General features: G+C 41.2%; 20 protein-coding genes, 3 pseudogenes and 1 riboswitch. Of the genes and pseudogenes, 4 read left to right on the top strand and 19 right to left on the bottom strand.

From position 1 onward, the window contains the following. Positions 1–136 precede the first annotated feature (136 nt). From ccoP to Q7674_RS15705, 4 genes and pseudogenes are all read right to left on the bottom strand, one after another. Positions 137–2,336 (bottom strand): annotated as a pseudogene (gene ccoP / locus Q7674_RS15720) (cytochrome-c oxidase, cbb3-type subunit III). Continuing rightward, on the bottom strand, positions 2,333–2,941 hold the full coding sequence (ccoO, locus tag Q7674_RS15715) for a cytochrome-c oxidase, cbb3-type subunit II (RefSeq protein WP_008987265.1): 609 nt from the start codon (positions 2,939–2,941) through the stop codon (positions 2,333–2,335). The pseudogene ccoP and the gene ccoO overlap by 4 nt, the downstream one beginning before the upstream one ends. Then, a pseudogene (gene ccoN, locus Q7674_RS15710) lies at positions 2,934–4,367 on the bottom strand (cytochrome-c oxidase, cbb3-type subunit I). Before ccoN ends, ccoO begins: the two are co-directional and overlap by 8 nt. 32 nt (positions 4,368–4,399) lie before the next feature. After that, positions 4,400–4,756: a c-type cytochrome gene (locus Q7674_RS15705; protein WP_008987263.1), complete on the bottom strand. Its 357-nt coding sequence runs from the start codon at positions 4,754–4,756 to the stop codon at positions 4,400–4,402. A 259-nt stretch (positions 4,757–5,015) separates the two neighbouring features. Here Q7674_RS15705 and Q7674_RS15700 point away from each other — a divergent pair, with 259 nt between their 5' ends. Continuing rightward, on the top strand, positions 5,016–6,215 hold the full coding sequence (locus tag Q7674_RS15700; protein WP_045063086.1) for a 3-phenylpropionate MFS transporter: 1,200 nt from the start codon (positions 5,016–5,018) through the stop codon (positions 6,213–6,215). A gap of 58 nt (positions 6,216–6,273) precedes the next feature. Here the strand turns inward: Q7674_RS15700 and artM are convergent, their stop codons facing one another. The 4 genes from artM to artP are packed head-to-tail and all read right to left on the bottom strand — an operon-like array spanning position 6,274 to position 9,169. Further along, positions 6,274–6,945: an arginine ABC transporter permease ArtM gene (gene artM, locus Q7674_RS15695; protein ID WP_023931915.1), complete on the bottom strand. Its 672-nt coding sequence runs from the start codon at positions 6,943–6,945 to the stop codon at positions 6,274–6,276. Further along, a complete protein-coding gene (gene artQ / locus Q7674_RS15690) occupies positions 6,942–7,649 on the bottom strand; it encodes an arginine ABC transporter permease ArtQ (protein WP_042116949.1) in 708 nt (235 codons plus the stop codon). The genes artM and artQ overlap by 4 nt, the downstream gene beginning before the upstream one ends. A gap of 3 nt (positions 7,650–7,652) precedes the next feature. Beyond that, positions 7,653–8,381: a lysine/arginine/ornithine ABC transporter substrate-binding protein gene (locus Q7674_RS15685; protein ID WP_045063087.1), complete on the bottom strand. Its 729-nt coding sequence runs from the start codon at positions 8,379–8,381 to the stop codon at positions 7,653–7,655. 59 nt (positions 8,382–8,440) lie between these two features. Beyond that, positions 8,441–9,169 (bottom strand): arginine ABC transporter ATP-binding protein ArtP, encoded by a 729-nt coding sequence (artP, locus tag Q7674_RS15680; protein ID WP_023931917.1) that lies wholly within the window; start codon positions 9,167–9,169, stop codon positions 8,441–8,443. A gap of 513 nt (positions 9,170–9,682) precedes the next feature. Here artP and Q7674_RS15675 point away from each other — a divergent pair. Together Q7674_RS15675 and Q7674_RS15670 are read left to right on the top strand one after the other, a co-directional pair. Beyond that, positions 9,683–10,243, top strand: coding sequence for an LbetaH domain-containing protein (locus Q7674_RS15675; protein WP_045063088.1), 561 nt, complete (start codon positions 9,683–9,685; stop codon positions 10,241–10,243). Beyond that, the gene (locus tag Q7674_RS15670; protein WP_045063089.1) at positions 10,233–11,264 is read left to right on the top strand and encodes a CobW family GTP-binding protein; all 1,032 of its coding nucleotides are present in this window, start codon (positions 10,233–10,235) and stop codon (positions 11,262–11,264) included. Before Q7674_RS15675 ends, Q7674_RS15670 begins: the two co-directional genes overlap by 11 nt. 64 nt (positions 11,265–11,328) lie before the next feature. Here the strand turns inward: Q7674_RS15670 and Q7674_RS15665 are convergent, their stop codons facing one another. The 3 genes from Q7674_RS15665 to punC all read right to left on the bottom strand — a co-directional run bounded on the left by Q7674_RS15665 (position 11,329) and on the right by punC (position 13,432). Then, positions 11,329–11,580, bottom strand: coding sequence for a TIGR03643 family protein (locus Q7674_RS15665; RefSeq protein ID WP_023931922.1), 252 nt, complete (start codon positions 11,578–11,580; stop codon positions 11,329–11,331). A 178-nt stretch (positions 11,581–11,758) separates the two neighbouring features. Then, a complete protein-coding gene (locus Q7674_RS15660) occupies positions 11,759–11,989 on the bottom strand; it encodes a hypothetical protein (protein WP_008987253.1) in 231 nt (76 codons plus the stop codon). Positions 11,990–12,208: 219 nt separating this feature from the next. Further along, positions 12,209–13,432: a purine nucleoside transporter PunC gene (gene punC, locus Q7674_RS15655; protein WP_023931923.1), complete on the bottom strand. Its 1,224-nt coding sequence runs from the start codon at positions 13,430–13,432 to the stop codon at positions 12,209–12,211. A gap of 105 nt (positions 13,433–13,537) precedes the next feature. Between punC and punR the strand changes: the two genes are divergently transcribed. Next, positions 13,538–14,440 (top strand): DNA-binding transcriptional activator PunR, encoded by a 903-nt coding sequence (gene punR, locus Q7674_RS15650; protein WP_045063090.1) that lies wholly within the window; start codon positions 13,538–13,540, stop codon positions 14,438–14,440. 103 nt (positions 14,441–14,543) lie between these two features. On the opposite strand, the pseudogene Q7674_RS15645 reads toward punR, so the two are convergent. The 8 genes and pseudogenes from Q7674_RS15645 to Q7674_RS15610 form a co-directional block, all read right to left on the bottom strand. Next, positions 14,544–15,694, bottom strand: a pseudogene (locus tag Q7674_RS15645) (ABC transporter substrate-binding protein). Between the two features lie 97 nt (positions 15,695–15,791). Next, positions 15,792–17,939, bottom strand: a complete 2,148-nt coding sequence (lpdA, locus tag Q7674_RS15640; protein WP_045063091.1) for a dihydrolipoyl dehydrogenase — start codon at positions 17,937–17,939, stop codon at positions 15,792–15,794. 10 nt (positions 17,940–17,949) lie between these two features. Next, on the bottom strand, positions 17,950–18,555 hold the full coding sequence (locus Q7674_RS15635; RefSeq protein ID WP_045063092.1) for a carboxymuconolactone decarboxylase family protein: 606 nt from the start codon (positions 18,553–18,555) through the stop codon (positions 17,950–17,952). Between the two features lie 739 nt (positions 18,556–19,294). Then, on the bottom strand, positions 19,295–19,885 hold the full coding sequence (locus tag Q7674_RS15630) for a TfoX/Sxy family DNA transformation protein (protein ID WP_008987247.1): 591 nt from the start codon (positions 19,883–19,885) through the stop codon (positions 19,295–19,297). 136 nt (positions 19,886–20,021) lie between these two features. Beyond that, a riboswitch (cyclic di-GMP riboswitch) is annotated at positions 20,022–20,112 on the bottom strand. A 177-nt stretch (positions 20,113–20,289) separates the two neighbouring features. Next, entirely contained in the window at positions 20,290–21,294 is a 1,005-nt protein-coding gene (gene purR, locus Q7674_RS15625) for an HTH-type transcriptional repressor PurR (protein WP_045070453.1), read from the bottom strand. A 394-nt stretch (positions 21,295–21,688) separates the two neighbouring features. After that, positions 21,689–22,555: a heme ABC transporter ATP-binding protein gene (locus Q7674_RS15620; protein WP_045063093.1), complete on the bottom strand. Its 867-nt coding sequence runs from the start codon at positions 22,553–22,555 to the stop codon at positions 21,689–21,691. Continuing rightward, positions 22,552–23,589, bottom strand: coding sequence for a FecCD family ABC transporter permease (locus tag Q7674_RS15615; protein WP_045063094.1), 1,038 nt, complete (start codon positions 23,587–23,589; stop codon positions 22,552–22,554). The genes Q7674_RS15620 and Q7674_RS15615 overlap by 4 nt, the downstream gene beginning before the upstream one ends. Before the next feature lie 61 nt (positions 23,590–23,650). Then, a complete protein-coding gene (locus Q7674_RS15610; protein WP_305424145.1) occupies positions 23,651–24,448 on the bottom strand; it encodes a heme/hemin ABC transporter substrate-binding protein in 798 nt (265 codons plus the stop codon). Positions 24,449–24,451 lie beyond the last annotated feature (3 nt).

Below are 24,451 nucleotides of genomic sequence, written 5' to 3'. Positions count from 1 at the left end.
ATTGAAATTTGATGATACTTATAAATTTTACAGAGGCAATATAAAACAGTGAAAAATTGCATAAAAATTGTAAAAGTTATTACTGTTGATGGAATGTTAAGCAGATAATGAAACTGTACACTGTTTAGATATCCGCTTATTCCGTAAAACTATTTGGCTCATTAGCTTCTGGTAGTGTCATGCTGTGAATATTTCCAGCGTAACCACCTTCAACTAATGCCTTACGCACATCAGAAACTTCTTGCGGGGTAACTGGCACTGTACGATCACCTAATTTCGCACGAACAAAGCTGATCAGTTTTGCCAAGTTAGCGTCACTGATCACTGAGTTAAAGCTACTCATTGGCATGAAATTGGTGTCTTGCTCCATAAAGTTTGGCGATAAACCACGAATAGTAACGGCAATAGTATCGTAAGGATCACTGTGCATAATTATCCCGTTATTAAGCAGTGTAGGGGCGATACCTTTTCGGCCTTTCCCGTCTTTACCATGACATGCACCACAGGTTTGAACATACAAACCATAGAGTTTGGCTTCGTTTTCAGGATCGTCGCTACTTAACGGTTTTAGCTCAACGGTTTGAATATCAACATCGGCTGGCACTAAATCACCAAACCCTGGAGGGTTAAGCTGAGGAACCGAGCTATCTAACTCGTTATATTTATCACCAGTGATCAAGTATTCCGCAATGGCTGCGACGTCTTTCTCTGTTAAGAAGCGAGTACTGTTTTGTACCACTTCCGCCATACCACCAAATGCGGTTCCTTTATCGGAATGACCCGTTTTTAAAAAATCCGTTAAAGTTTTCACATCCCAACGGTCTTGATAAAGCTCTGTTGCAGTAATATCAGGAGCTTTCCAACCATCAATTAAATTACCTTGGAATAGCTCTTTTTCGATCAAGGCTTGCGCTACGTTACGTGGTGTATGACATTCCGAACAGTGACCTAATCCCATGGTGAGGTATTTACCACGCTTCCATTGCTCGGTCATATCATCGGGGTATTCCAGTGGTGCAGTGTTTAAGAAAGCAATATTCCAGCCTAATAGCCCCAAACGAATGTTACTTGGAAACATCATCTTATTCTCTTGATTACGGGTGTTTACAAAGTTAAGCGATTGCATATACGCCCATAACGCTTGAGTATCTTCATCGGTGACATATTGATAAGACGAGTAAGGCATTGCAGGGTATAAATAACCGTGTTTCCCTTTTCCTTTGTGTAGTGCGTCGTAAAACTCCTCATAGGTGTAATCACCAATACCATAGGTAGGGTGAGCTGAAATATTGGTTGAATAAAGCGTACCAAACGGAGTTAAGAAACCTAAACCACCACCAAAAGGTTCACCACCTTCACCTGTATGGCAAGCAATACAGTCACCTGCGTAGGCTAGATACTGTCCTTTACTGACCATATCTTGATCGAGCTCTGCAAGTTTGTTTTGTTGCTCATTACCTTGATGACGTATATAAGCCCCTAGAGCTTGAATTTCATCATCAGTGAGTTGGTTTTCAAAAGCGGGCATAACGTTATTTAAGCCATATGTGACGGTGGCATTAATGCCTTCAATACTGCCGTCATGAAGCCAAATATTATCGGTGAGATTCGGCGCACCTAAAGCTTGATTACCTTTTGCATCACTGCCATGACAAGCGGTACAGTTTGCATCAAATACGGTTTTACCGAGTTCAAGGTTAATAGTAGGCTCAGCAATAATGCGATTTTTTTCAAGTGAAGCGACATAAGAGGAAACATGCTCAATTTCTTCTTCGGTTAGAATATCTTTCCAACCTAGCCATGACACCATTACGGCCGTGAACAATGGAATGATGGATCGCTTCGTCACTGCCGCCATATAGCCAAACTGTATCGCTTAAATTGGGAAAATGTAGTTGTCCTTGGGCTTGATTTAAATGACAGGCGGCGCAATGGGTTTGAAATAAAGCGAGGCCAGCATTGACGATTTCAGGGGATTTACTCAAATCTTTATAACTTAAGTTATCTCCACCCAGTTGAGCGATTTGTGCCTGCAGTGAAGTCGGAGCGGTAGATTCTGCTTCGCTGGTAGACTGCCATTTCATTAATCCTTGCCAATTTCCCATGCCGGGATAAAGCACTAAGAAAACCGCAGCAATAATGAACGCAGCAAGATAGGATAAAAGCAGCAGACTGGGTACAGCCGCGTCGTTTTCATCTATCCCATCAAAGCTCTCAACAGTTCGGTTTGCATTGGCTGAGTGGTTCTTTTTCCAATACACCACAACGACTGCAGTCATGAACGCTAAAAAAATCAGCGTTAAGATTATGACCCAACTACTCCAAAAAGCACTCATGGTCGTACTCCTTGATCTTGTCCCAAGCTTTGCAAGTAGGCGATTAATGCTTGTGCTTTGGTTTTACCTTTCACCTCTAATCTCGCTTGGCGAATTTCTTTGTCACTATAGGGCACACCTAAAGTGCGTAGGGCTGTGAGCTTAGCTTCAATGTCTTCACCATCTAATACTTGCTCAAATAACCACGGATAAGACGGCATGATCGATGTTGGTACTACATCACGAGGATTACGCAGATGAATAATATGCCATTGATCTGAATATTTACGCCCAAGATTGGTTAAATCTGGCCCTGTTCGTTTTGAACCCCAAAGATTTGGATGCTCGTATATATCATCACTCTCTCGGTTGTATCTGCCATAACGTTTTATCTCAGCATTAAGCGGACGAACCATCATTGAGTGGCAAGTATGGCAACCTTCACTGATGTAAATATCACGTCCAGCTACTTGTAACGCCGTTAACGGTTTTGCTGTCGATTCTGCAATCAGCTTGTCTTGATAGAAGAAGGCAGGTAGAACCCAAACAAGGAAAGAGAAAGCAGCAACAATTGCTGTTGACGCAATTAAAATCACCACCGATGAAGTAAAGTCTTTATTAATCATGCGCATCTACCTTTTCTGTTACGGTGTCAGCGTTATTATTGTTTTTGGGTTTAGGCTGTTTCACCGTGCGGTAAAGGTTATAAATCATCAATACTACGCCAAGCACAAACAGTGCACCGCCAATAAAGCGAACTAACATCCAAGGGGCACTAAAGTTCATGGCTTCGACAAAGCTATAACTGAGTGAGCCATTTGGCTCTTCTTTTAGCCACATGTAGCCTTGTCCAATACCTGCAATCCATAGGGCAACGGCATATAACACAATCCCAATATGGGCTAACCAGAAATGCCATTTCACTAAACGGTTAGACCACAATTGTTCATGACCATACAGGCGAGGAATAAAGTAATAGAAGGTCGCAATGGCAGACATACCTACCCAGCCCAATGCGCCAGAATGAACATGTCCAATTACCCAATCAGTATTATGGGCGATCATATTAAACCAACGAATTGCCAGTAATGGGCCTTCAAAAGTAGCAAGGGCGTAATACACAATCGCAGAGAAGAAGAACCACATAATATAGTCATGTTTGAGCTTTTGCTTATTGTTAAGCAAGGTCATCATGCTATTAAATGCGCCACCCCAAGACGGTAGCCATAGAATAAGTGACATCACAATACCGAGATTTTGCAGCCAATCAGGTACTGATGAATAGATTAAATGGTGCGTGCCCGCCCAAGTATAAAAGCCGACTAATCCCCAAAAATGAATAACAGATAAACGGTAAGAATAAATAGGGCGTTCAGCAACTTTCGGAATGAAGTAGTAATTCATCCCAATGATCCCTGCTGTGAGTAAAAAGCCTACTGCGTTATGACCCCACCACCATTGCACAATGGCATCTTCTGCGCCGGAATAAATGGAATAAGATTTCCACATCGTGACAGGTAATTCGAGATTGTTAGCAATAAATATCATCGCAATAACAATAATAAACGCACCATAAAACCAGTTAGCAACGAAGATATGATGTACCGAACGCTTGGCTATTGTCATAAAGAAAACAATTGCATACATCACCCAAGTGATGGCAATGAGAATGTCGATAGGCCATTCAAGTTCGGCATATTCTTTTGAGGTGGTAAAGCCCATTGGTAAGGTGATAACTGCGAGAATTAAGATGAATTGCCAGAGCCAAAATACCAACCAAGCAATCGACATATTATATAGTCGCTGCTTACAGGTACGTTGAATTATATAGAAAGATGTCCCCATCAAGAGGTTAACCACAAAGCCAAAAATCACCCCGTTAGTATGTAAAGGGCGAAGACGACCAAACTGGAAATACTCAGAATCTAAATTCAAGGCTGGTCAGTAAAGTTGCGCTGCTAAAATCACACCGATTAACATGCCAATTAGCGCCCAAATAACACTGGCAACCATAAAGTATTGAACGATTTTATAGTTGTACCGAGTATCCATCGTCATAACCTTAGCAATGATGCAGTTTATTTTTATTGATCATGATTTTCTGTTTTTACATGGCTGAAGTAATACGCAAGATCCCTCATATCTTGATCACTTAAATGTTTCGCATAGCCTTGCATTAATATTGCTAGCCCATCAATACGTTGGTTTTGTTTATATGCTTTAAGAGCTGCAATTAGGTATTGTTGCTTTTGACCTTGCAGGTTGGGGTAAGTCTCAGTAGCCGAAATACCGTCAACCCCGTGGCAGGTCACACACACAAGGGCCTTCTGTTTACCTATTTCAAACTGTTGCTCCGGCGTTATTTCATCGGCAAAAGCGACAAGAGGTGTTGCGAGTAACACTACAAACAAGAACCGTTTAATGGATAGGATAAAAGACATGCCCACCTCCCTTTAAAAACTCTATTTATAGAATTAGCAATACAAAGACACAGTTTTAAAGATAGCTGTTTTCTGCGCTTATCAATGTCAGTTTTTAACATCAACTCAAAAAAGAGAATATTTACTGTTGCAGTGAAAGACTATCGAACGGAATGTAGTGAACGGCATGACTGTTTTTAGTGATTTTTTGGTATTTCTTCAAATTGTTAATGAGAACCATTTTCGATACCGTTGATATACACAAAAAAGGAGTGTGCCAATGTTCACATGCCGACCATCACTATGGATGTCTACGTATCAATTTATGTTCTGGTTTTCTTACGGTGTATATTTACCGTTCAGAGGATTATGGCTTGAAAAATTAGGCATTTCAGATGCTGATGTCGGAATGTTGGTAGGGTTTGGTCTAGCTGCTCGTTGTGTGATTAATTTTACGTTAACTCCTTTTTTCCACAAAGTTGGACATCTCATTCCATTCCTTCGTTGGTCAATGTTTTTAAGCTTACTCGGTTTTATCGCATTCATTTGGCTTGGAACTATTACACCATCTTTCTGGACTCTTGCGTTATTGCTAGTGATTTTTAACTTAGCAATCGGCCCAGCCGTTGCGATCTCAGATGCTATTTCAAATCATTATGCACGTGATAATCGTCTTGATTATGGTTATACCCGCTTATGGGGAGCGGTAGCATTAACGGTTGCGTCAGCATGTATGGGATGGGTTATTCAACATTTTGGCGTGAGTGCAGTCCCTGTAATGGGCGCAGTCGGTTTAGGTGCTACATTCATTGGTACTTTAATGAAACCCAGTGTTCCTATGGTTTGTCATCATAACGAAGAAGAGAAAAAGCCAAATATCTTTAAAGTCTTATGCTGTAAAGAAACATTGGTTTTCCTACTCGTTGCTTCATTGCTAGAGGGGAGTCATGGCGGATATTACTTCTTTAGTACCGTATATTGGGCTGAAAAAGGATTAGACTCAGATACCATTGGCTATTTGTGGAGCCTATCAACTATTTCAGTGATTGTTTTTTATCTAGTAAGCCGTAAAGCGTTTTCTAGCTGGAAAGTGTCTACATTATTTAAACTAGCAGTCGTAGCCGTTGTACTTCGTTGGGGGTTAATGGCGGTTTCAACAGATTTACCTGTTTTAATCTTCTGCCAAATCTTACACGGCATTACTTTCTCTGGAACCATTCTGTCGTCTGTTCGTTACGTTGAAGAAAACAGAAAACACAACTACGTTGCATTACAATCTTTATACCATGCTATTCCAGCGGGTTTTGTATTAGCTATTGTCTCTGCTGCTTGTGGTTGGTTAATGCATCATTCGGATATCAGCATGTTTTGGTTTATGGCTGTGATGGGGATCCCATGTATTTTCCTAACAGTTAAACAACCTAAACCATGTGGAAGTAAAGCGTCAGTACTTCAAACCAAAACGCTTGTTTCTGCATAGCGATAACCAGTAAGTGAAGTGTAAAAAAGCCGATGTATAGATTACATCGGCTTTGTGTTTAATTTGCAGCTTCAAAAGCCAGTGCTTTCTTTTCTAACAAGCGGAAGAGGATAGAAAGTATCGCATTAACCGTTAAGTACATTGCCCCTGCAATCGCAAACACCGTTAACGTGTCGTAGGTTTGAGCATTAATACGTTGGGCATAACCCATGATATCCATAATCGTAATGGTGCTGGCAAGGGAGGTGCCTTTAAACACCAAGATCACTTCATTGGAATAAGCAGGTACCGCACGACGAATCGCAAATGGTAACAAAGTGCTTAGGGTCGTTTTTGTTTCCATGCCTAGAGCACGGCAGGCTTGCCATTGTCCTTTTGGAATAGCGTCAAATGCACCTTTAAACAATTGGGTACTGTAAGCGGCAGTATTTAAAGCCAGTGCTAACATGGCACAGAACCACGGCTGACTTAACCAATCCCATAAGAAACTCTCACGGATCACATCAAATTGACCTGGGCCGTAGTAGATCAAAAAGATCTGAACTAACAAAGGCGTACCCGTAAATAGAGTAATAATGCCACGGCTGATCCAATGCAAAACAGAGGTTCTTAAAATCAGCGTCATTGTCATTAATAGTGCAAGCGTACAGCCCACTAGTAATGACACTAAAGTTAACTGTAAGCTGGTGGCAAGGCCATCCATCAATTGCCAGAAGTGTTGTTCATTCATGCCATTGCTCCTTCAACCACAGGCGACTTAGACTTACTTGCGCCATCTTGAGCACTGTATTTTGCATCAATAATCTTAATGATCTTTTGCGTGATCAAGGTGATCACCAAATACACCCCAGCAGCCGTTGCGTACCATGTAAAACTTTCATGGGTTGCGGCAGAGGTTAATTGCGCTTGCTTTAATAGATCCGTTACACCAATCAATGACACCAATGCTGTATCTTTTAATAGCACCAACCATTGGTTCGTTAACCCCGGTAGGGCATGACGCACTGCTTGCGGCACAATAATGGCGAAAAACGTTCTGCTTTTACTGATCCCTAATGCGCTCGCAGCTTCACGTTGACCTTTTGGTACAGCACGGATTGCACCACGAATGGTTTGTGCTGCATAAGATGCAAAGATCAAAGAAAGTGCGATAACACCGGATAGAAACGGGCTGATCTCGACATAATCACCCGTGATATAAAACAAGATCTGACCTGAACCAAAAAAGATAAACAACACAATAAGAAGTTCAGGTAAGCCTCTTAACACCGTTACTAAAGCCGTTGTCGGCCATGCCACAAGGCGAAATCGAGACATCTCACCGCCAGCAAAAAGCATCGCTAACACTAATCCAACAACTAAACTGGTAAAAGCCAGCTGGACTGTCATCCAGCTTGCTTCTAACAGGGAAAGTGAATATCCCGATAACATCATAATTTACTTACCAAAGTACTTATCAAAAATTACTTGGTATTGACCGTCTTGCTTAATTTTCGCAAGTGCCGTGTTCAACTGCTTAAGTAACTCTTGATTGTTTTTATTTACTGCAATACCAAAACCATTACCGAAGTATTTAGGGTTCGTTACAGGCTTGCCTACATACGCTAGTTTGTCGTCTTTCTTCAACCACTCAGCAACCACTGCTGTGTCACCGAATACCGCATCAATACGGCCATTTTGCATATCAATGAATGCATCTTGATAGCTGTTATAAGGCACAGTAGTAACGTCAGGCATTTGATCTGTTAGGTAGCTTTGGTGAGTCGAACCATTTTGTACGCCAACACGCTTGCCTTTTAGAGCATCAATATCTGCAACCTTGCCTTTGATAGAAATAAAGCCAGCAGCGTTATCGTAATAAGGTTGGCTAAAGCTCACTTGTTGCTGGCGGGCTTCAGTAATATCCATGGCTGAAATCGCCGCATCGTATCGCTTGAATTTAAGAGCAGGGATCAGACTATCGAAAGATTGATTATGAAAAGTACAAGTCGCATCCAGCTCTTTACATAGTGCATTGGCAATGTCGACATCAAAGCCTTGAATTTGATTGTTCTCATCCATGTACTCGAAAGGAGCGTAAGTGGCTTCCATTGCAAACTTGATCTCTTGCGCCATTGTTTGAGAAGAAGCCAAACCGATAATCGTTGCTAATAAAATTTTGTTCATCGCGATACTCCATGCGTCTTAAACGAACGTATAAAAGAGGATATAACGTTAAGTTTTAACTAGTGTTTTAAATAATCTGCGAACTGCGGTGTTTGAGGGTTGCTAAATGCCTCGTTACTGCCGTGTTCAACAATTTTTCCGTTTTCCATGTAAAGCACATGGCTAGCGATTTTCTTAGCAAAATCCACTTCGTGGGTAACCACAACTTGAGTAATGCCAGTACCGCTTAAAGTTTTGATGATTTGCACAATCTGGCTTGTGATCTCAGGATCAAGCGCCGCAGTTGGCTCATCAAACAGTAAAACTTCAGGTTTCATCATCAACGCACGGGCAATTGCCACACGCTGTTGTTGACCACCAGACAGTTGCAAAGGCCATGCATCCGCTTTATCTGCTAACTGCAATTTAGCTAAATGCGTCATCGCTTCCTGTATGGCTTGTTCTTTATCTATACCGAGCACTTTTACAGGTGCTTCTATTAAATTTTCCAGCACCGTTTTATGCGGCCATAAATTGTATTGCTGGAATACCATGCCAACTTTACGACGCAGTTTTAATCCATCTTTTTCAGCCACCGCCTTTTTAAAATTAAAGTAGGTTTCAGCGATACTCAGTTCACCAGCCGAAGCATCTTCCAACAGATTTAATACCCGTAGCAAAGAGCTTTTACCTGCACCACTTGGGCCAAGTAAAACCAAGGTTTCGCCTTTATGACAATCAAAAGTCACATCATGTAGAACCTGATGGTTGCCGTAGAATTTATTAATGTTCTTTACTTGAATACCCATGCGATTATTCTGCATTTATTCTCACTTGGTTTTATATTACCCAAGTTGTTCATCTATGCAATAAAAAAGTAAAAAAATTTTAATTTGTTAAATAATTGTTTAAATAATCATCATTTGTTGGTTTTATATCCTATTGAGATAGCGAAAATAAATTGGTGAATTAGGAATGTTAAATAGCTTTAGTGGAATATTTACATTTGTGCAAAAAGTTTAGATTTATTGATGTGGGGTTGGTTGGGTAATTATTCAAATGGGAGAGAGGTGGTTTTGAGTGCAATGATGAGAGTATTGGGATAGGGCGAAGACAGGAATAAAACGCTAATAAACAACACAGATCTTTTTGTATATCTAGCATATAGATAACCCATAACTGTTATGTTATAACGTAACGGTTATTTTTGGTTTAATACTTAAGTAACGATAGTGCCGCTTCCTTGTTTGCACGAATTTCGCAAGTTTGGTGACAGCTTCATAAGCTGTGAAGTATTTAGAGAATAGTGAAGAGAAAAAGAGATGTTAAGAAGAAATCCAACAGGGCATATCCCAATTATATCTGAAACTGCATTTATTGATCCTACCGCTATTATTTGCGGCAAAGTGGTTGTGGAAGATAACGTATTCATTGGGCCTTATGCGGTGATACGTGCTGATGAAGTGAATGAACAGGGTGAGATGGACGCGATTGTGATTAAACGCGATACCAATATTCAAGATGGTGTAGTTATTCATTCGAAAGCGGGGGCTGCAGTGACTATTGGTGAACGTTCTTCTATTGCTCACCGCTCAATTATTCATGGGCCGTGTAAAGTGGATGATGATGTGTTTATTGGTTTCAATTCAGTGGTATTTAATGCTGTCATTGGTAAAGGGTGTGTGATCCGTCATAACTGCGTTGTAGATGGATTAGATCTGCCTGAAAAATTTCACGTCCCGCCAATGACCAATATTGGTGCAGGTTTTGACTTAAATAGTATTTCGAAAGTCCCACCTGAATATTCCGCTTTTTCTGAATCGGTTGTATCTGCTAACCATGAACTGGTTCAGGGATACAGGAGGATTGCTAATGAGCTTTAAAATATCACCTATTTCTGGTGTACCAACCAACATTATTACTGGATTTCTTGGGGTAGGTAAAACCTCAGCCATTCTTCACTTAATGAAAAGCAAACCTGATTCTGAGCGTTGGGCGATACTGGTGAATGAATTTGGTGAAATTGGTGTCGATGGTAGTTTGTTGCAAGGGCAAAGTGGTAACGAGCAACAGATTTTTATTAAGGAAGTCCCCGGCGGTTGTATGTGCTGTACTGCAGGTTTGCCGATGCAGATTGCGCTTAATCAATTACTTTCAGAAGCAAAGCCTGATCGCTTGATCATCGAACCCACAGGGCTTGGTCATCCTAAAGAAGTGATGCAAGTGCTTTCTACTGAATATTATCGTGATGTCCTATCGTTACAGAAAAATATCACATTAGTGGATGCAAGAAAGTTATCCGATCCTCGCTACACCTCACATGACACCTTTAGACAACAAATTGCGATTGCCGATACAGTAGTAGGAAATAAGACCGATCTGTATCAAACAGGTGATAAAGAAAAATTAAAAGCTTTTGTGGCACCAGTTGCTAGTCCGGAAACAAAAGTGATTTTTGCTAAGCACGGCGTGATCCCATTTGATGAGTTCGATGGTGAAACTCATATAGATGTATTACAGCCATCTTATCTTCACCGTAATAAGCAGCGAACATCTAAAGATGGATTATCCGAAGCTCTTATGCCTGAAAGTGGCGTTATTAAAGCGACCAATCAAGGTGAAGATTTTAAAAGTATTGGTTGGCGCTTTGCTGCTAATAAAGTCTTTAATCGTCAATCGTTACAAATTCTATTTCAAATGCTGCATGTTGAGCGCATGAAAGCGGTCTTTATCACGTTTGACGGCATCTTTGGTTATAACAAAACAGCCGATGGACTAACGGAAGTTGAGCTTGATGAGTGTACGGAAAGCCGTGTCGAAATTATCGCTGAAACAATAGATGATACATTGGAAGACAAGCTTTTAAATTGTTTGATTGTTAACGATATGAGTGAAATATCATGAATAACTGCATTCTAAAGATGCTTTTAGCAAAGGTAGAAAAGGGCTTGCTTATAGCCCTAATTGGTTAACGCTGTTTATACTGCGTCGGGCAATATCCCCGGTTTACATCGGGAGAGCGTAACTTCAAATGTTTAGTTTTCCTTCCTGATACGCGTTTTCGCCACAATTTAAAGCTGCTTGGTTTAAGGTGTTGCCGCATTAACTTGATCACACCTTGCTCATTTAGACCATATTGTATTGCAATCGCCTCAAAAGGGGTTCTATCTTCCCAAGCCATCTCTATGATACGTGATAGTGACTCTTGTGTGTTTGTCATCAATTACTCTCCATTTACACATCAAAGCTAGTACGTAATTGATTGATATAAAGTTTAATTTTTGATGTTAATAGCGATAATTTTAAAAATAGAAATGCGATACGATAGAAATAGGGCGCTAACAATTTAGCGGCTTATTTGTGCGGATTTAAGATTAAAGAAACTTTATATAACACAGCTACTCAGGCGCATACTTATGTACCATCACACAGCAAGTAATTAAGAATGATAAGATCAACGTTATTTGCCACAAACCATCCTCATAAAATGACATTTGGTTGTCTGACCAAACACGCAAGCCGATATTGAATAGTTCACCTTTGATGCCAAGAACAAGTACCGTCGCTAGGTAGTATTTCACGAAGTCTGTTAGCAAAATTTTAAAGTAAGACAGGTACGTATCTAGCATTAGCAAGTCCTTAATTGAGTGATAGTTCAACGTACTAATTAGGATTCTTGTTTGATGCAATGGCGGGTTAGTGATTCTTTGTATTCATCGTCAGTTTTATTATGAAGTATCATGATGTGGATAGTGTTTTGCGAGCTGGTTCAAATATCACAGCTAGAAAACAAAAAGGGGAGCTGATGATCAGCTCCCCTTAGAATTTATATTACGTATTGCTATGCATTACGCTGTTTGTAGTTCAGCGTCTTGTGCTTCTTCTTTACGTGCTTTAACCACTAGAGAGAAACCAAATAGTGCGATAAAGCCAGTAATGAACATGCCAGTTGTTACTGTTAGTAGACCGTGTACAGCAAATGCTGAAACTAGACCACTTGCCGCAAAACATACCATAGTTTGCATGAAGTTAAGTAGACCAGCAGCGGTTGCGCTACAGTTTTTAAAGTCAGACAGTGCTGCGCTAATAACAATCGGGTAAATCGCACCGTTTGCCACTGCTAGGAAGCAGAATGGGATCAGGATAGGCCAGATTGTTGTTACTGTAGTTGTTACCGAGATAACAAACATGACTGCTACGCTTGCAAAGAATAGCGCTAAAATCCAAGGTAGAAGCTGCTTACCAGAGTAACGATTAAGTAGCGTACGACAACCGTAACCACCAACGATGAATGCAACGGTTTGTGGTGCGTAGCTTAAACCGATGTCTGCACCTGAGTAACCCATTGCTGACATAACAAATGGTGAACCTGTTAGGTAAGCAAAGAATGCCGCAGAACACGCTGCGAAAATCACCATGTTACCCCAGAACTTTTTAGAGCGTAGGATTTGACTGTAGTCTTTACGTAGCTGAACCGTCACGCTTTCTTGTTCTTTATCTAATGCTGCGCTTTCTTTTTCTTTCAGCGTTAGCATTGCAAGTACAACACCAAATGCTACAAGTGCGATGAAGATGCTGCGCCAGCCTAGGTTATGCTCTAACAATGCGCCAAGTAATGGTGCTAATGCAGGCGATAACGCAACTAAAGGCATGATGGTTGCGAACACACGCTCAGATGTTTTGCCTTCGTAACGGTCAACAACCACCGCTTGCCAAATCACTGTTGCACTACATGCACCTAATGCTTGAGCAAAACGCGCAAGTAGGAACACTTCGATGTTAGGTGCAAATGAACATGCGATAGAAGCCACGCTGAATAGCGCGATACCACCAACCAATACTTTGATACGACCAATACGATCAGACAGTGGACCGTAAACCAGTTGGCCTAATGCCATACCCAGTAAGAAAACACTCAACGATAGGCCGATAAGAGATTGTGATGTAGCAAAGTCGGCACGGATTGTTTCAAACGCAGGTAAGTACATATCTGTAGCTAAAAAGCCCAGCATACTTAGGCATGCGAACCAGAATAGGGTGATTTTTGATGGTTTAGCGAGTTCTTTTTTCATTTTTATAGTAACTATATCTATAAGACATAGTGATAGTGTAATGCTGGTTTTCATCGCTGTGAAACGCTAATATTTCAACATTGCTTTCAAAAAATTTGATTTGATATGTTTTCATACAATGATCTCCAAGTTATCGACGTTGTCGCCCGTCGTGGCAGCTTTTCAGCGGCAGCGGAAGAATTGCACAAAGTGCCCAGTGCGATAAGTTATACAGTTCGGTTAATAGAAGAGCGATTAGCTGTCGAATTATTTGTTCGATTACACAGGCAGGTGAAATTAACGCCAGCAGGTGAGTATTTTGTTGAAGAAGCACGCAAGCTGATCAAACAAATGGATACCATCAAATACCAAACTCAACGGGTCGCGAATGGGTGGTCTGAAAATGTTTCGGTGGCACTTGATACTGTGGTTCGCCAAAGTCGAGTGAATACCTTAGTGCGTGATTTCTATCTGCATTTTCCAGATGTTGAGCTGCACTTAACCATGGAAGTGTTTAATGGCGTATGGGATGCCTTAGCTGATGGTCGTGCTGATATCGCCATTGGTGCAACTGCGGCAGTGCCTATTGGTGGTAGTTTTGATTATCGTGATATGGGCGTTTTAACGTGGAAGTTTGTGGTAGCGCCTGATCATCCATTAGTAGCTGTTGATCATCCTATTGAGTCCCATGAGCTAGCTCAATATCCTGCAATTTGCTTAGAAGATACTTCACGCACTTTGCCAAAACGTACCACTTGGCTGATGGATAACCAACGTCGCATTATGGTGCCAAGTTGGTACAGTGCTTTTCAGTGTTTAGAAGCTGGATTGGGTATTACGGTTGTGCCGAGCCACATGGCTATCAGTAAAATTGAATCAGGCAAGCTTGTTGAAAAGGAATTAGCAGTAAAGCCGTCGATGAGCCCGTGTTGTTTAGCCTGGAATACGGAAAGTATGAGCCCTGCGGTAAGTTGGTTACTTGACTACCTAGGTGATAGTGAGCAGCTTCACCATGAATGGATGCGCTAGACGTTTCTAAAAGTGTTTCAAAAAAGATTTCAAAAAGCACTTCAAAAAATTTGCCCCATCATCTGACGGGGCAAAGGGTATTCATTGTGAATGAAAGTGTCGATTAATGACCGTAACGCTTTTGCCATTCGATCTCAATTGCTGTTAACCATGTAGGGTTTGGCTCGGCAATAGCAGGGTAAAGCTGAAACGATTGGCTCTTATATGGCTCTGACAAGGTTTTAAATGCTTGTGGTTTTAATATGGTTGGATCACCCCATATTTTTGTATCTGCCTTACGAGTTTGTGCTTCTGGGCTCATTAAAAAGTTAATCGCCACTAATGCCCCTTCTTTTGCTGTTGCATTCCAAGGGATAGCTAAAAAGTGAACATTAGTTAATGCACCAGCTTTAAAAGCATAAGTCTTTGCGGTGTCAGTTAAGTTGCCGTTTTCAATGGCTGCTAGGGCGGCGTTGGGATTAAAGGTGATCGCTAATAACAGCTGTTGATCATCTAATAATTGAACCGTTTCTGCTGTACCTGCTGGGAATTGCTTACCACCTCGCCATGCGACTTTATTAAGCTGATCTAAATAATGCCAAAGTGGTGCGGTGACTTTATCAAACAAGGCTTTTTCAGCAGGTAACGACAAGGGTTGGTATAACGCTTGTTTATCTGTTGTGAGTTCAAGCAAGGCCGCTTTTAAAAAGCTACTGCCGTGAAACTCTGGTGGGCGAGGATAACTAATTTTCCCTGGGTTTTGTTGTGCTAATGCCAATAGCTGTTGAAAGCTTTGTGGTGGTTGCTTTAGCTTAGTCGTGTCGTAAATAAACACTAGCTGCCCCACGCCCCAAGGCGCTTCATAACCGTCTGTTGGTACGGTGAAGTCTTTATCTATCGGTAATGATGTATCAACGTATTTCCAGTTAGGTAAACGTTGAGTAAATGGACCATACAACAGGTGATGTTGTTTCATAGAGCGGAAATTTTCACCGTTGATCCAAACCATATCAACGCTACCGTCTTGGTTTTTATTAGCGGCTTTTTCTGCCAGCAAACGCTGTGTAGTTTCGGCAATGTCAGTGACTTTGACTTGCTTTAACGTGACACCGTATTGTTGCTGCAGTTGTCTATCTGCCCACTTGAGGTATTCGTTGATCTCTTGGCTGCCACCCCAAGCGTTAAAGTAAACGGTTTGACCTTTAGCCTTATCAAGCACTTGTTGCCATGATTGAGGGTCGCAGCTACTGTTGGCTCAGTTGCTGACGCAGACATAGAAGCTGACAGTGTAATTGACAAGGCAACGGATAAAGTGACACCTTGGGATAGTTTTCTAAGCAGTGGCATAGTTGTGGTTTTCATGTGTATTCCTTTACTGTTTACGCATCCATTGGTGGTAACGCTGTACTAAAGATAAAAGCTTTTGCGGGGCGTTATGTTGCTTCCACACCCCAGCAGTATATTTCGCGGCTTCACTCATGGTTGGGTAGGGATGGATTGTCGATAAAATTTTGTTCAATCCCAACTTGTGACGCATGGCTAACGTAAATTCCGCCAATAGTTCACCACCATGATGACCAACAATGGTTACACCTAAAATTTTGTCGCTATTAGGCGGTGTCAGCACTTTGATGAAACCTTCATTGGTATTGTCAGTGATCGCACGATCTAAATCCGCAATATCATAAGTATAGATTTTGTATTCGATACCTTGGGCTTGTGCCTCTTTCTCGTTTAATCCCACTCGAGCCAACTCTGGAGAGGTATAGGTAACAGCTGGCAACACAGAGTAATCGGTTTTAAATTTCTTAATCGCACCAAATAAGCTGTTAACAGAGGCATACCATGCTTGGTGTGCTGCAGCATGCGTCAGTTGGAAAGGACCTGCTACATCACCGACTGCATAAATATTTGGGTATTGGGTTTGTAGATAGTCGTTAACTTTGATTGTTCCTTTTGGGGTGGTTTCAATGTTTAAAGTCTCTAAACCAAAACCTTGGGTATTGGCAACACGACCAAGGGCGACAATGACCTGATCAAACTCCACTTCAACTGTTTGGTTATTAGCAAGATCATTCAACTGTACGAGATGATAACCATTGCTGGTTGCTTTAAAGCTTACGGCTTTGTGCTGAAGTAATACGTTTACGCCTTCGTCAGTGAGTTTGTTTCGAATGACGCTAGCAGCATCGTTATCTTCACGATTGAGCACTTGTTCAGCCATTTCAACCAAGGTGACAGACGTACCTAAACGATTGAACGCTTGTGCTAATTCGCAACCGATAGGACCACCACCCAGAATAAGCAGTTTTTGTGGCTGTTGTTCTAGTTGCCATAAGGTATCGGAAGTTAGCGGATTAACTGCTTTTAAACCTGTAATGTTTGGCAATAGCGGCGAAGCACCTGTGGCAATAATGATGTTACGTGTCGTGATGATCTTATCGTTCACTTTCACTTGCCAAGGAGAAACAATGGTGGCATCACCTTGAATACAGTTCACGCCTAACTTGGTGTATCGCTCAATAGAGTCATGCGGTTCGATATCAGCGATAACTTGATGTACTCGTTGCCTGACGGCTTTGAAATCGATAGCTTCAATGTTGGCGTTAATGCCTAACTGTTTTGCTTGCTGGATTTCATGTGAACTGTGGGCGGCACGAATTAAAGCTTTAGAGGGAACACAGCCTGTATTTAAGCAATCGCCACCCATTTTATGACGTTCAATCAAGGTCACTTCGGCTTTTACTGCGGCTGCAATATATGAACTAACCAAACCGCCAGCACCTGCACCAATAACGACAAGGTTTTGATCAAATGAACGAGGTTTCTGAAAGCCTTGGTAAACTTTTTGTCGCTTTATCGCGTTGACGATGAACTTGGCAATGAGTGGGAACGTTCCCAGAAGAGCTAACGATAGTAATACAGGCGTAGAAACAATCCCACGCAGTGATTCAATGTTGCTGAGCTGGGTTCCGGCATTAATGAAAATAGCTGTGGCAGGCAGCATTCCCAATTGGCTGATCAGATAAAAGGTACGTGTTTTGATTGGTGTTAAGCCCATCAATAAGTTGATCAGGAAAAACGGGAAAACAGGGATCAAGCGTAAAGTTAGCAAGTAAAATTCGCCTTCTTGCTCGATACCTTGATTAATAGTTTTTAAGCGATAGCCAAAACGTTGTTGTACCCAGTCACGTAAAATAAATCGACTTGAAAGAAACGCCAATGTTGCGCCAATGGTGCTGGCAAACGAAACAATGATCAGGCTCGGCCAGAAACCAAAGATGGCAGCAGCAAGCAAGGTTAAAATAGCAGCACCCGGTAAGGATAAGGCAGTTGCAAGAACATAAATCGCAAAGTACGACACATAAGCCACGATCGGTTGGCTTTGAATTTTCGCTTGCAGGGCTGATTGCTCTTGCTTGATAAAATCAAGCGTGAGGTATTGCCCTAGATCGAAATGGATCCAGCTTGCAATTAGACTGACAATCACGATGAGTAAAGCGAGCTTTTTCTTATCCATGTATCTCACCTTATTTAGTTTGCTGAGTATCAGCTTTTGGTTTGTCTTGCTCTTGGCTAACCGCAGTATTATTCGGTTTAATAGGCAGGGTGCAGAAACCTTGCTCTGGCACATCCAATGCGGTGTTAAATTTAGCTGATAGGTTTTGGAAGCTGACTAATGCGGTGATCTCTATGATGTCATCGCTGCTGTACCACTGCTGGAGGGCATGAAGCATCTCATCAGTAACACGTTGACCTGTAATGGTCATTGCTTCCGTGTAGGCAAGCACAGCGCGTTCTTGCTGTGTAAACAAATCAGAATGCTGCCAGTTTGCCAGCGCTTTGATTTTTTCTTCAGAATCGCAACGCTCCGCCAATTTCATGCCATTAGCATCGACACAGAAAGCACAATCATTAAGTTGCGATACACGAACACAAATAAGCGAACGCATCACATCTTGGATAGGGGACTTTTTGCGATCCAGAAAACCAAAGAATCCCGCGACTAACCAAAACAGCACAGGCTTACGACCCCATAGCTTGGCTGGATTAAGCACTTGCCCATAATGACGAGCTTGTAGCCATAACAATGGTTTTACCCAAAGTGAATCGATTTTCTTGATTGAGATGCGCACAGCCATTCCTTAAAAAGATACTCAAGAGTTAGGGTAAAGATCCTGCGTAAAGGCAAGATATGAATATATGTATACCCAAGTGACTTCAATATGCCTGATTCAGAGCGAGGTCACTGAGTTGAATTCAAGGAAGACAACGAAGCGGAATTGCGAGCTCTTTCCAAGTTGTCTGACGCAAGAAGTCGGCTCAGTGACACGCTCCCAAAGGGCGAGCGTCCTTAGCTCCCAGACTTTGTTAACGATTCTAAATGTAGAACTACTATATCTACAAATCGTTGCCGCGCCTGAGAACTAAGGTCGTCTCGCTGAACACTGCATTTTGAAGTTATTTGGGTATAGACCTGAACTACCCGTATTGTATTTCATTTACTAAGAATTATGGCTTTTTCTACAATCAGTTGGTGAAAATAAAACCAATGGTGAGAGAAATAAAAAACACTGGTTATTTATAAATAACGATAAATGAGAGCTGAAATTAATAAAGCGTTAAATAATTGACGTTATAAAAAACAATTTTAAATATTTATGTTTTAGCATTGATATAAAACAAGAAGTTATTAAATACTTTTAGTTGCAATATTTGGCAATTACGCATTAAGAGGTTTATGTATTAAAAGATATAAAATAGAGCAGAGTGAAGGGATTTATTTAGAATATATTTTTAACAGGTATACTTAGAAATAAAAGAATGAACATCTTTTATTTCTAAGTGAAGGCGAATTGTCGAAGAATGTATTTCTTAGGATAGGGCAGATAATAATTCGTTTCGACGTTGCTCAGGAATAACAGACCAATGCTGTCCACTAATTGCACCCTCAAGCGCCCATAGCAATTCAAGACTAAGCGGACTGTTTTGCGCTTTTTGTAGCGCTTGATATGCACCTAATGCACCAGCTGCTTGAAGTTGTTCGATAGTCTCTATGCCTGCTTTTTTAAGCATTCTTTCATTTGATAACCGTAGGTTTGGTAAGTCCTTTATACGGTCAGGTACACAACTCTCCTTTTCTTGCTTGTCTTTTTCTGCGGCTTCCAAGGAATACCTACCTTGTGCAACGATCTTTTCAGGTTCGTCCCACCAGTTATCTGGTATTGCGTAGTGCTTGGTTACAACAGGGAACCCACGTTTTTTGTAAACGTAAGGCTCCAAGCCAGCTTGTTTGAATTCCTTTTCGGTTTCAGCGTTTGCTCGTAAATGAAGTTTATCATTCACAACTAATGCAAACATTGTATCACCAGCAAAAATGCCAAAACCGCCAAACATCGACCGTGATTTTACAGATCCAAAATGGTCAAATAATTTTAATGAATCTTTTAATATTGGTTTATCCATGCTTCTACTCGGTGAAAAAAATATGAGTGTCACCTAAACATCAAGAGCGAGGAATTAGATTAATTAATCTTCACATTAGGCTTGTCAATATATTGTTAAAATAAATGTCATTATATTGGCGGCCTAATTATAATCCTTCGGTAACTCCGCTACCATGAATTAAAAAATTAATTTTTAGGCCGGAAGTTTTGCGTCTTAATCTTTCAATTAATTTGCCTGTTCGTGACTATATAAAGTTATATTAAATATTAGTTTTAATATTAAATCCAAGCTCTCAAAAGTGTGATATTGCTTCAGGTAATTGTTCTTATCTTATGGTGAGCATAAATCTTTTTTAAAAAAGTAAAAAAAAGCCAACAAGTTAAACTTATCGGCTTTTTCTAAACTTACCAAGGTCAATCTCGTTAGTTGAGATCTTTAACCGACTTTCTCGCAACAAGCTCTGGTGTCATTTCAAAAGTTTGACGAGCGTGATTCTTGTCTTTAACACGATCTAGCAAAATTTCCACTGCAGTTTTACCTAAACGACGCTTAGGCTGGTGGATTGTTGTTAGTGGCGGTGCAAAGTACGGTGCAAGGTCAATGTTGTCGTAACCAATGATAGAGATATCATCAGGAATACGTAGGCCTGCTTGCTCAAAGGTACTGATCATTGCCATTGCCATGATGTCGTTGAAACAGAAGATAGCAGTAGGGCGCTCTTTCATTGCAATGAACTTTTTCGCCGCTTCAACCGCTGATTCACACTCGAAGTCACCTTCAAGTAGCCAATCTTCATTAACGCTTAAGTCTGCTTCGGCCATTGCTTTACGGAAACCTTTTAGGCGCTCATGACAAGTAGACTTATCACCTTGACCTGATAGACAGCCAATTTTCTTATGGCCGTTATCGATAAAGTGTTTAGTCGCAATATAGCCGCCAGTTTCAGCGTTATCTTGAATATTGTCTGTATGTGGCTTATCTGGGCCCCAGTCCATGATAACCATTGGCAGATCGTTTTGACGCTCTAGTAGTTCAAGTAGCTTTTGATCAAGATCGCTACACATTACCAGTAGGCCATCAACACGCTTTTCTGCCAGCATGCGTAGGTAATCACGTTGTTTTTCAAGATTGCCTTCAGTGTTACATAGGATCAGGGTGTAACCTGCGCCGTAACAATACTCTTCAACGCCATGTACAACTTCAGCAAAAAATGGGTTGGTTGATTTTGTTACCAACATACCAATGGTACGAGTTGTATTACATTTTAAGCTTCGCGCTACAGCACTTGGTGCGTAGTTAAGCTCATCTACCGCAGCCAGCACTTTTTTCTGTGTTGCTTCTGCAACAAAGCGTGTTTTATTGATCACGTGTGACACAGTTGTGGTTGATACACCTGCCATACGTGCAACGTCTTTAATGGTTGCCATATTTATTCTTCTAATTATGGTCAGATAGAGATCTGACAAAAGGTTGTGGTACCCAATTGATTAATTACGTAGTAGATGGCTAGTTGAGAGACTAGTAGATATGAAATTCTTTAATTATTAACTACTTAATTATTCAATTTGGCACCGTTTTTATAGAGCACCGCTTATAAACAACTAAAGCCGCAATAAATGCGGCATCAGTGTATCGAAATCTTTATTACAACTTTTACATGTGTAATCGCTTGCGCTCACATTTTACTGTGTGTTTTGCGTTGTGCAATCTTTCTGTTCATCTTGAGTGAAATTATTGATGATAAGTTATAAAAATGCAGGTCGTTGTCACGCTTAATCCGATTTTTATCGCATCCTTACAGTATTAATAACTGACTGGTCATTAAAGAATAGGATGATTTGCTGACAAAATATAAGGGTAGTTTTCTATAGGGTGGGTATGCACAGTAACAGGCCAACCATACAGTGATTCTACGACTTCAGCAGTGAGTACTTGTGACGGTGTACCATCCGCTTTTATTTGCCCATCATTTAAGAAAATCATCCGATCTGTGTATTGCGCTGCAAGGTTTAAATCATGTAATACCACAATAACCGCAGCACCTTGCATTGCCATGTTCTTCGCTATTTGTAAGGTGTGATGTTGATGTGCTAGATCAAGGGCTGATGTTGGTTCATCCAGCATTAAAATACAGTGCTCACCAGCTTGGCTTAATTGGGTTAATACCCGAGCTAAATGGATTCGTTGTTTTTCACCGCCAGAAAGCGTCGGGTAAAGCCTATCTGCAAGGTTTTCGACATCCACATAATCCATTATCATCTGTGTCACAGACTTAAGCTGTGGTGACGTTAGTTGTAACGGGATTGCGCCTAACTCCACCACTTCTTTTGCTGTAAACGCAAAAGAAAGTGCACTGTGTTGCGGCAGTATGCCTAAATGTTTAGCCAGTGTAGCTCTGTCCCATGATGATAATGGTTGCCCGAAAAAAGAGACGTCTCCAGATTCAGGTGTTACTTCGCCACAGAGTACTTTTAATAAGGTACTTTTCCCTGCGCCATTGGGGCCTAAAAGGGCAGTGACTTCGCCTGAATGAATATCTAAATCTAGATCATCTAATAAGATTTTATTGCCGTAACGAAGTTTGAGGTTTCTTGCTTGAATAACGCTGGTTGTATTTAGAGAAGTGTTATTTTGAGAACTGTTTTCTGTCGAACTAAGTAAATCAATATCAATGGCAGTTGCTGTCATGAAATGTGCCTCTTTTGAGCGCTAAGTAAATAGATAAAGAAAGGCGCACCTAAAATAGCGGTGATAATGCCAACGGGTAATTCTTGTGGTGAAAAAGCGCTACGGGCGATCATATCTGCAACTAATAAAATTAAGCCGCCTAATAGGGCTGAAATAGGCAATAAAGTTTTATGATTTGGACCTGTCAGCATACGTCCGACATGAGGGATGACTAAGCCGATAAATCCGATAGGGCCACAAATAGACACGGTAATGCCAACACCAGCCGCACAGACAATAATAAGATTACGTTTTAAGTGCTGAGTATTGACGCCCATGTGTCTGGCTTCTGCTTCACCTAATAAGAACGCATTCAAGTTATTACAATGGCGATAACAGTAGCTAAATAGTAACGCTAAAGTACAGTAGGCAAGAAGGATCCCAGACCACGTAGCGCCAGCCAGTGAGCCCATTGACCACAGTGATAAATCACGCAGTGCCTCATCATCAGCAACATAGTTAAGTAAGCCTAATCCTGCTGCTGAAATTGCGGTAATCGCAACCCCAGCTAGTAGCATGATCATCACTGATGTGCCGTTTTTATCTGTGCCTAAGCGGTAAACCATAACTGTGCTAATTGCACCACCAATAAACGCAAACACAGGAACAATGGCAAAGTTAAGTAATTGCGGGAAAGTGCTGGTAAGTGGAGCGAATAACACAATGGCTAATGCAGCACCTAATCCTGCACCGCCTGTAATACCAATAATACCGGGGTCAGCAAGAGGATTACGAAATAGCCCTTGCAGTACGCTGCCGCAAATCGCCAGAATCGCACCAATGGCAAAACAGAGTAGGGTGCGAGGTAAACGTATTTGATGGATCACTAAGCTGACATGTTGCGCCAGCTGATGATCACCAGGTATTAGCGCAAGTAGACTTTGTTTATAACTGATTGCCATTGGGCCAATCACAATAGAAGAAAGCCCTGCTAACACCAGTAAGCCAATGCTTAAAATATAAATATGTTGGGCTGAAAATCGTTTTGCGTACATGAAAAAACAACCTTAAAACATGAGGCACTAATCGAATATGACGTTATTTTGAGATAGATGATTAAGGGTAAATAACTTGATTAAGTCTTAATGCTTCATTCACGCTTTCTAACCCTAAACCACCAATTAACGCTGTACCGTTAATGGTTAATAAGGCGTTATTGGTAGCCGCTGGTGTTGCAGCAATGAGCGGCATTTGCTTAACCAGATCTTTCATACTTTTGATCTTACTTGCAGTACGAGTGCTTAAAAGAATGATATCTGGCTGCATAGTCACAATTGCTTCGGCAGAAATCGGTTTGTAATTGCTGACTGATTCAGCTGCAGGATTCACGGCACCTGCTAACGAGATAATGCTATCTGCAGTGGTGTTACTGCCTGCGACATTGATTGGTCGACCATCATGGATCATCAAAAACAGCACTTTTTTAGCGGTTTTGATGTTAGCAGTGGCTTGTTTAATCTCGTTTAGTTGTTTACTGAGCTTTTCTTTTAATACCTCTGCACGCTGTTGATGGTGAGTCAATGAGGCGATTTGATCGATACGTTGCAGTAAATCTTTGACGGTTTCACCTGAGTTTACGACATCCACACTAACGCCTGATTGCTTGAGTAAATCTAATGTGCTTTGTGGCCCCATCTCATCTGAACCAATGACGTTTGTTGGCGATAATGACATCAAGTTTTCAGCAGATAGTTGGCGGTGGTAGCCTACTTTAGGCACAGATTTATCAACGAGTGCTTTACTGGTGAGATCTACGGCTACTATCTGATCTTGCGCGTTTAAAGCGTTAATGATTTGTGTAATTGATGCGCCAGCACTGATGATTTTTTTGTGTTGGTATCTGCATTGGCGTATGAA

This window comes from Photobacterium leiognathi (assembly GCF_030685535.1).
GTDB lineage: Bacteria > Pseudomonadota > Gammaproteobacteria > Enterobacterales > Vibrionaceae > Photobacterium > Photobacterium leiognathi.
This window is presented reverse-complemented; position numbering and strand designations above follow the sequence as displayed.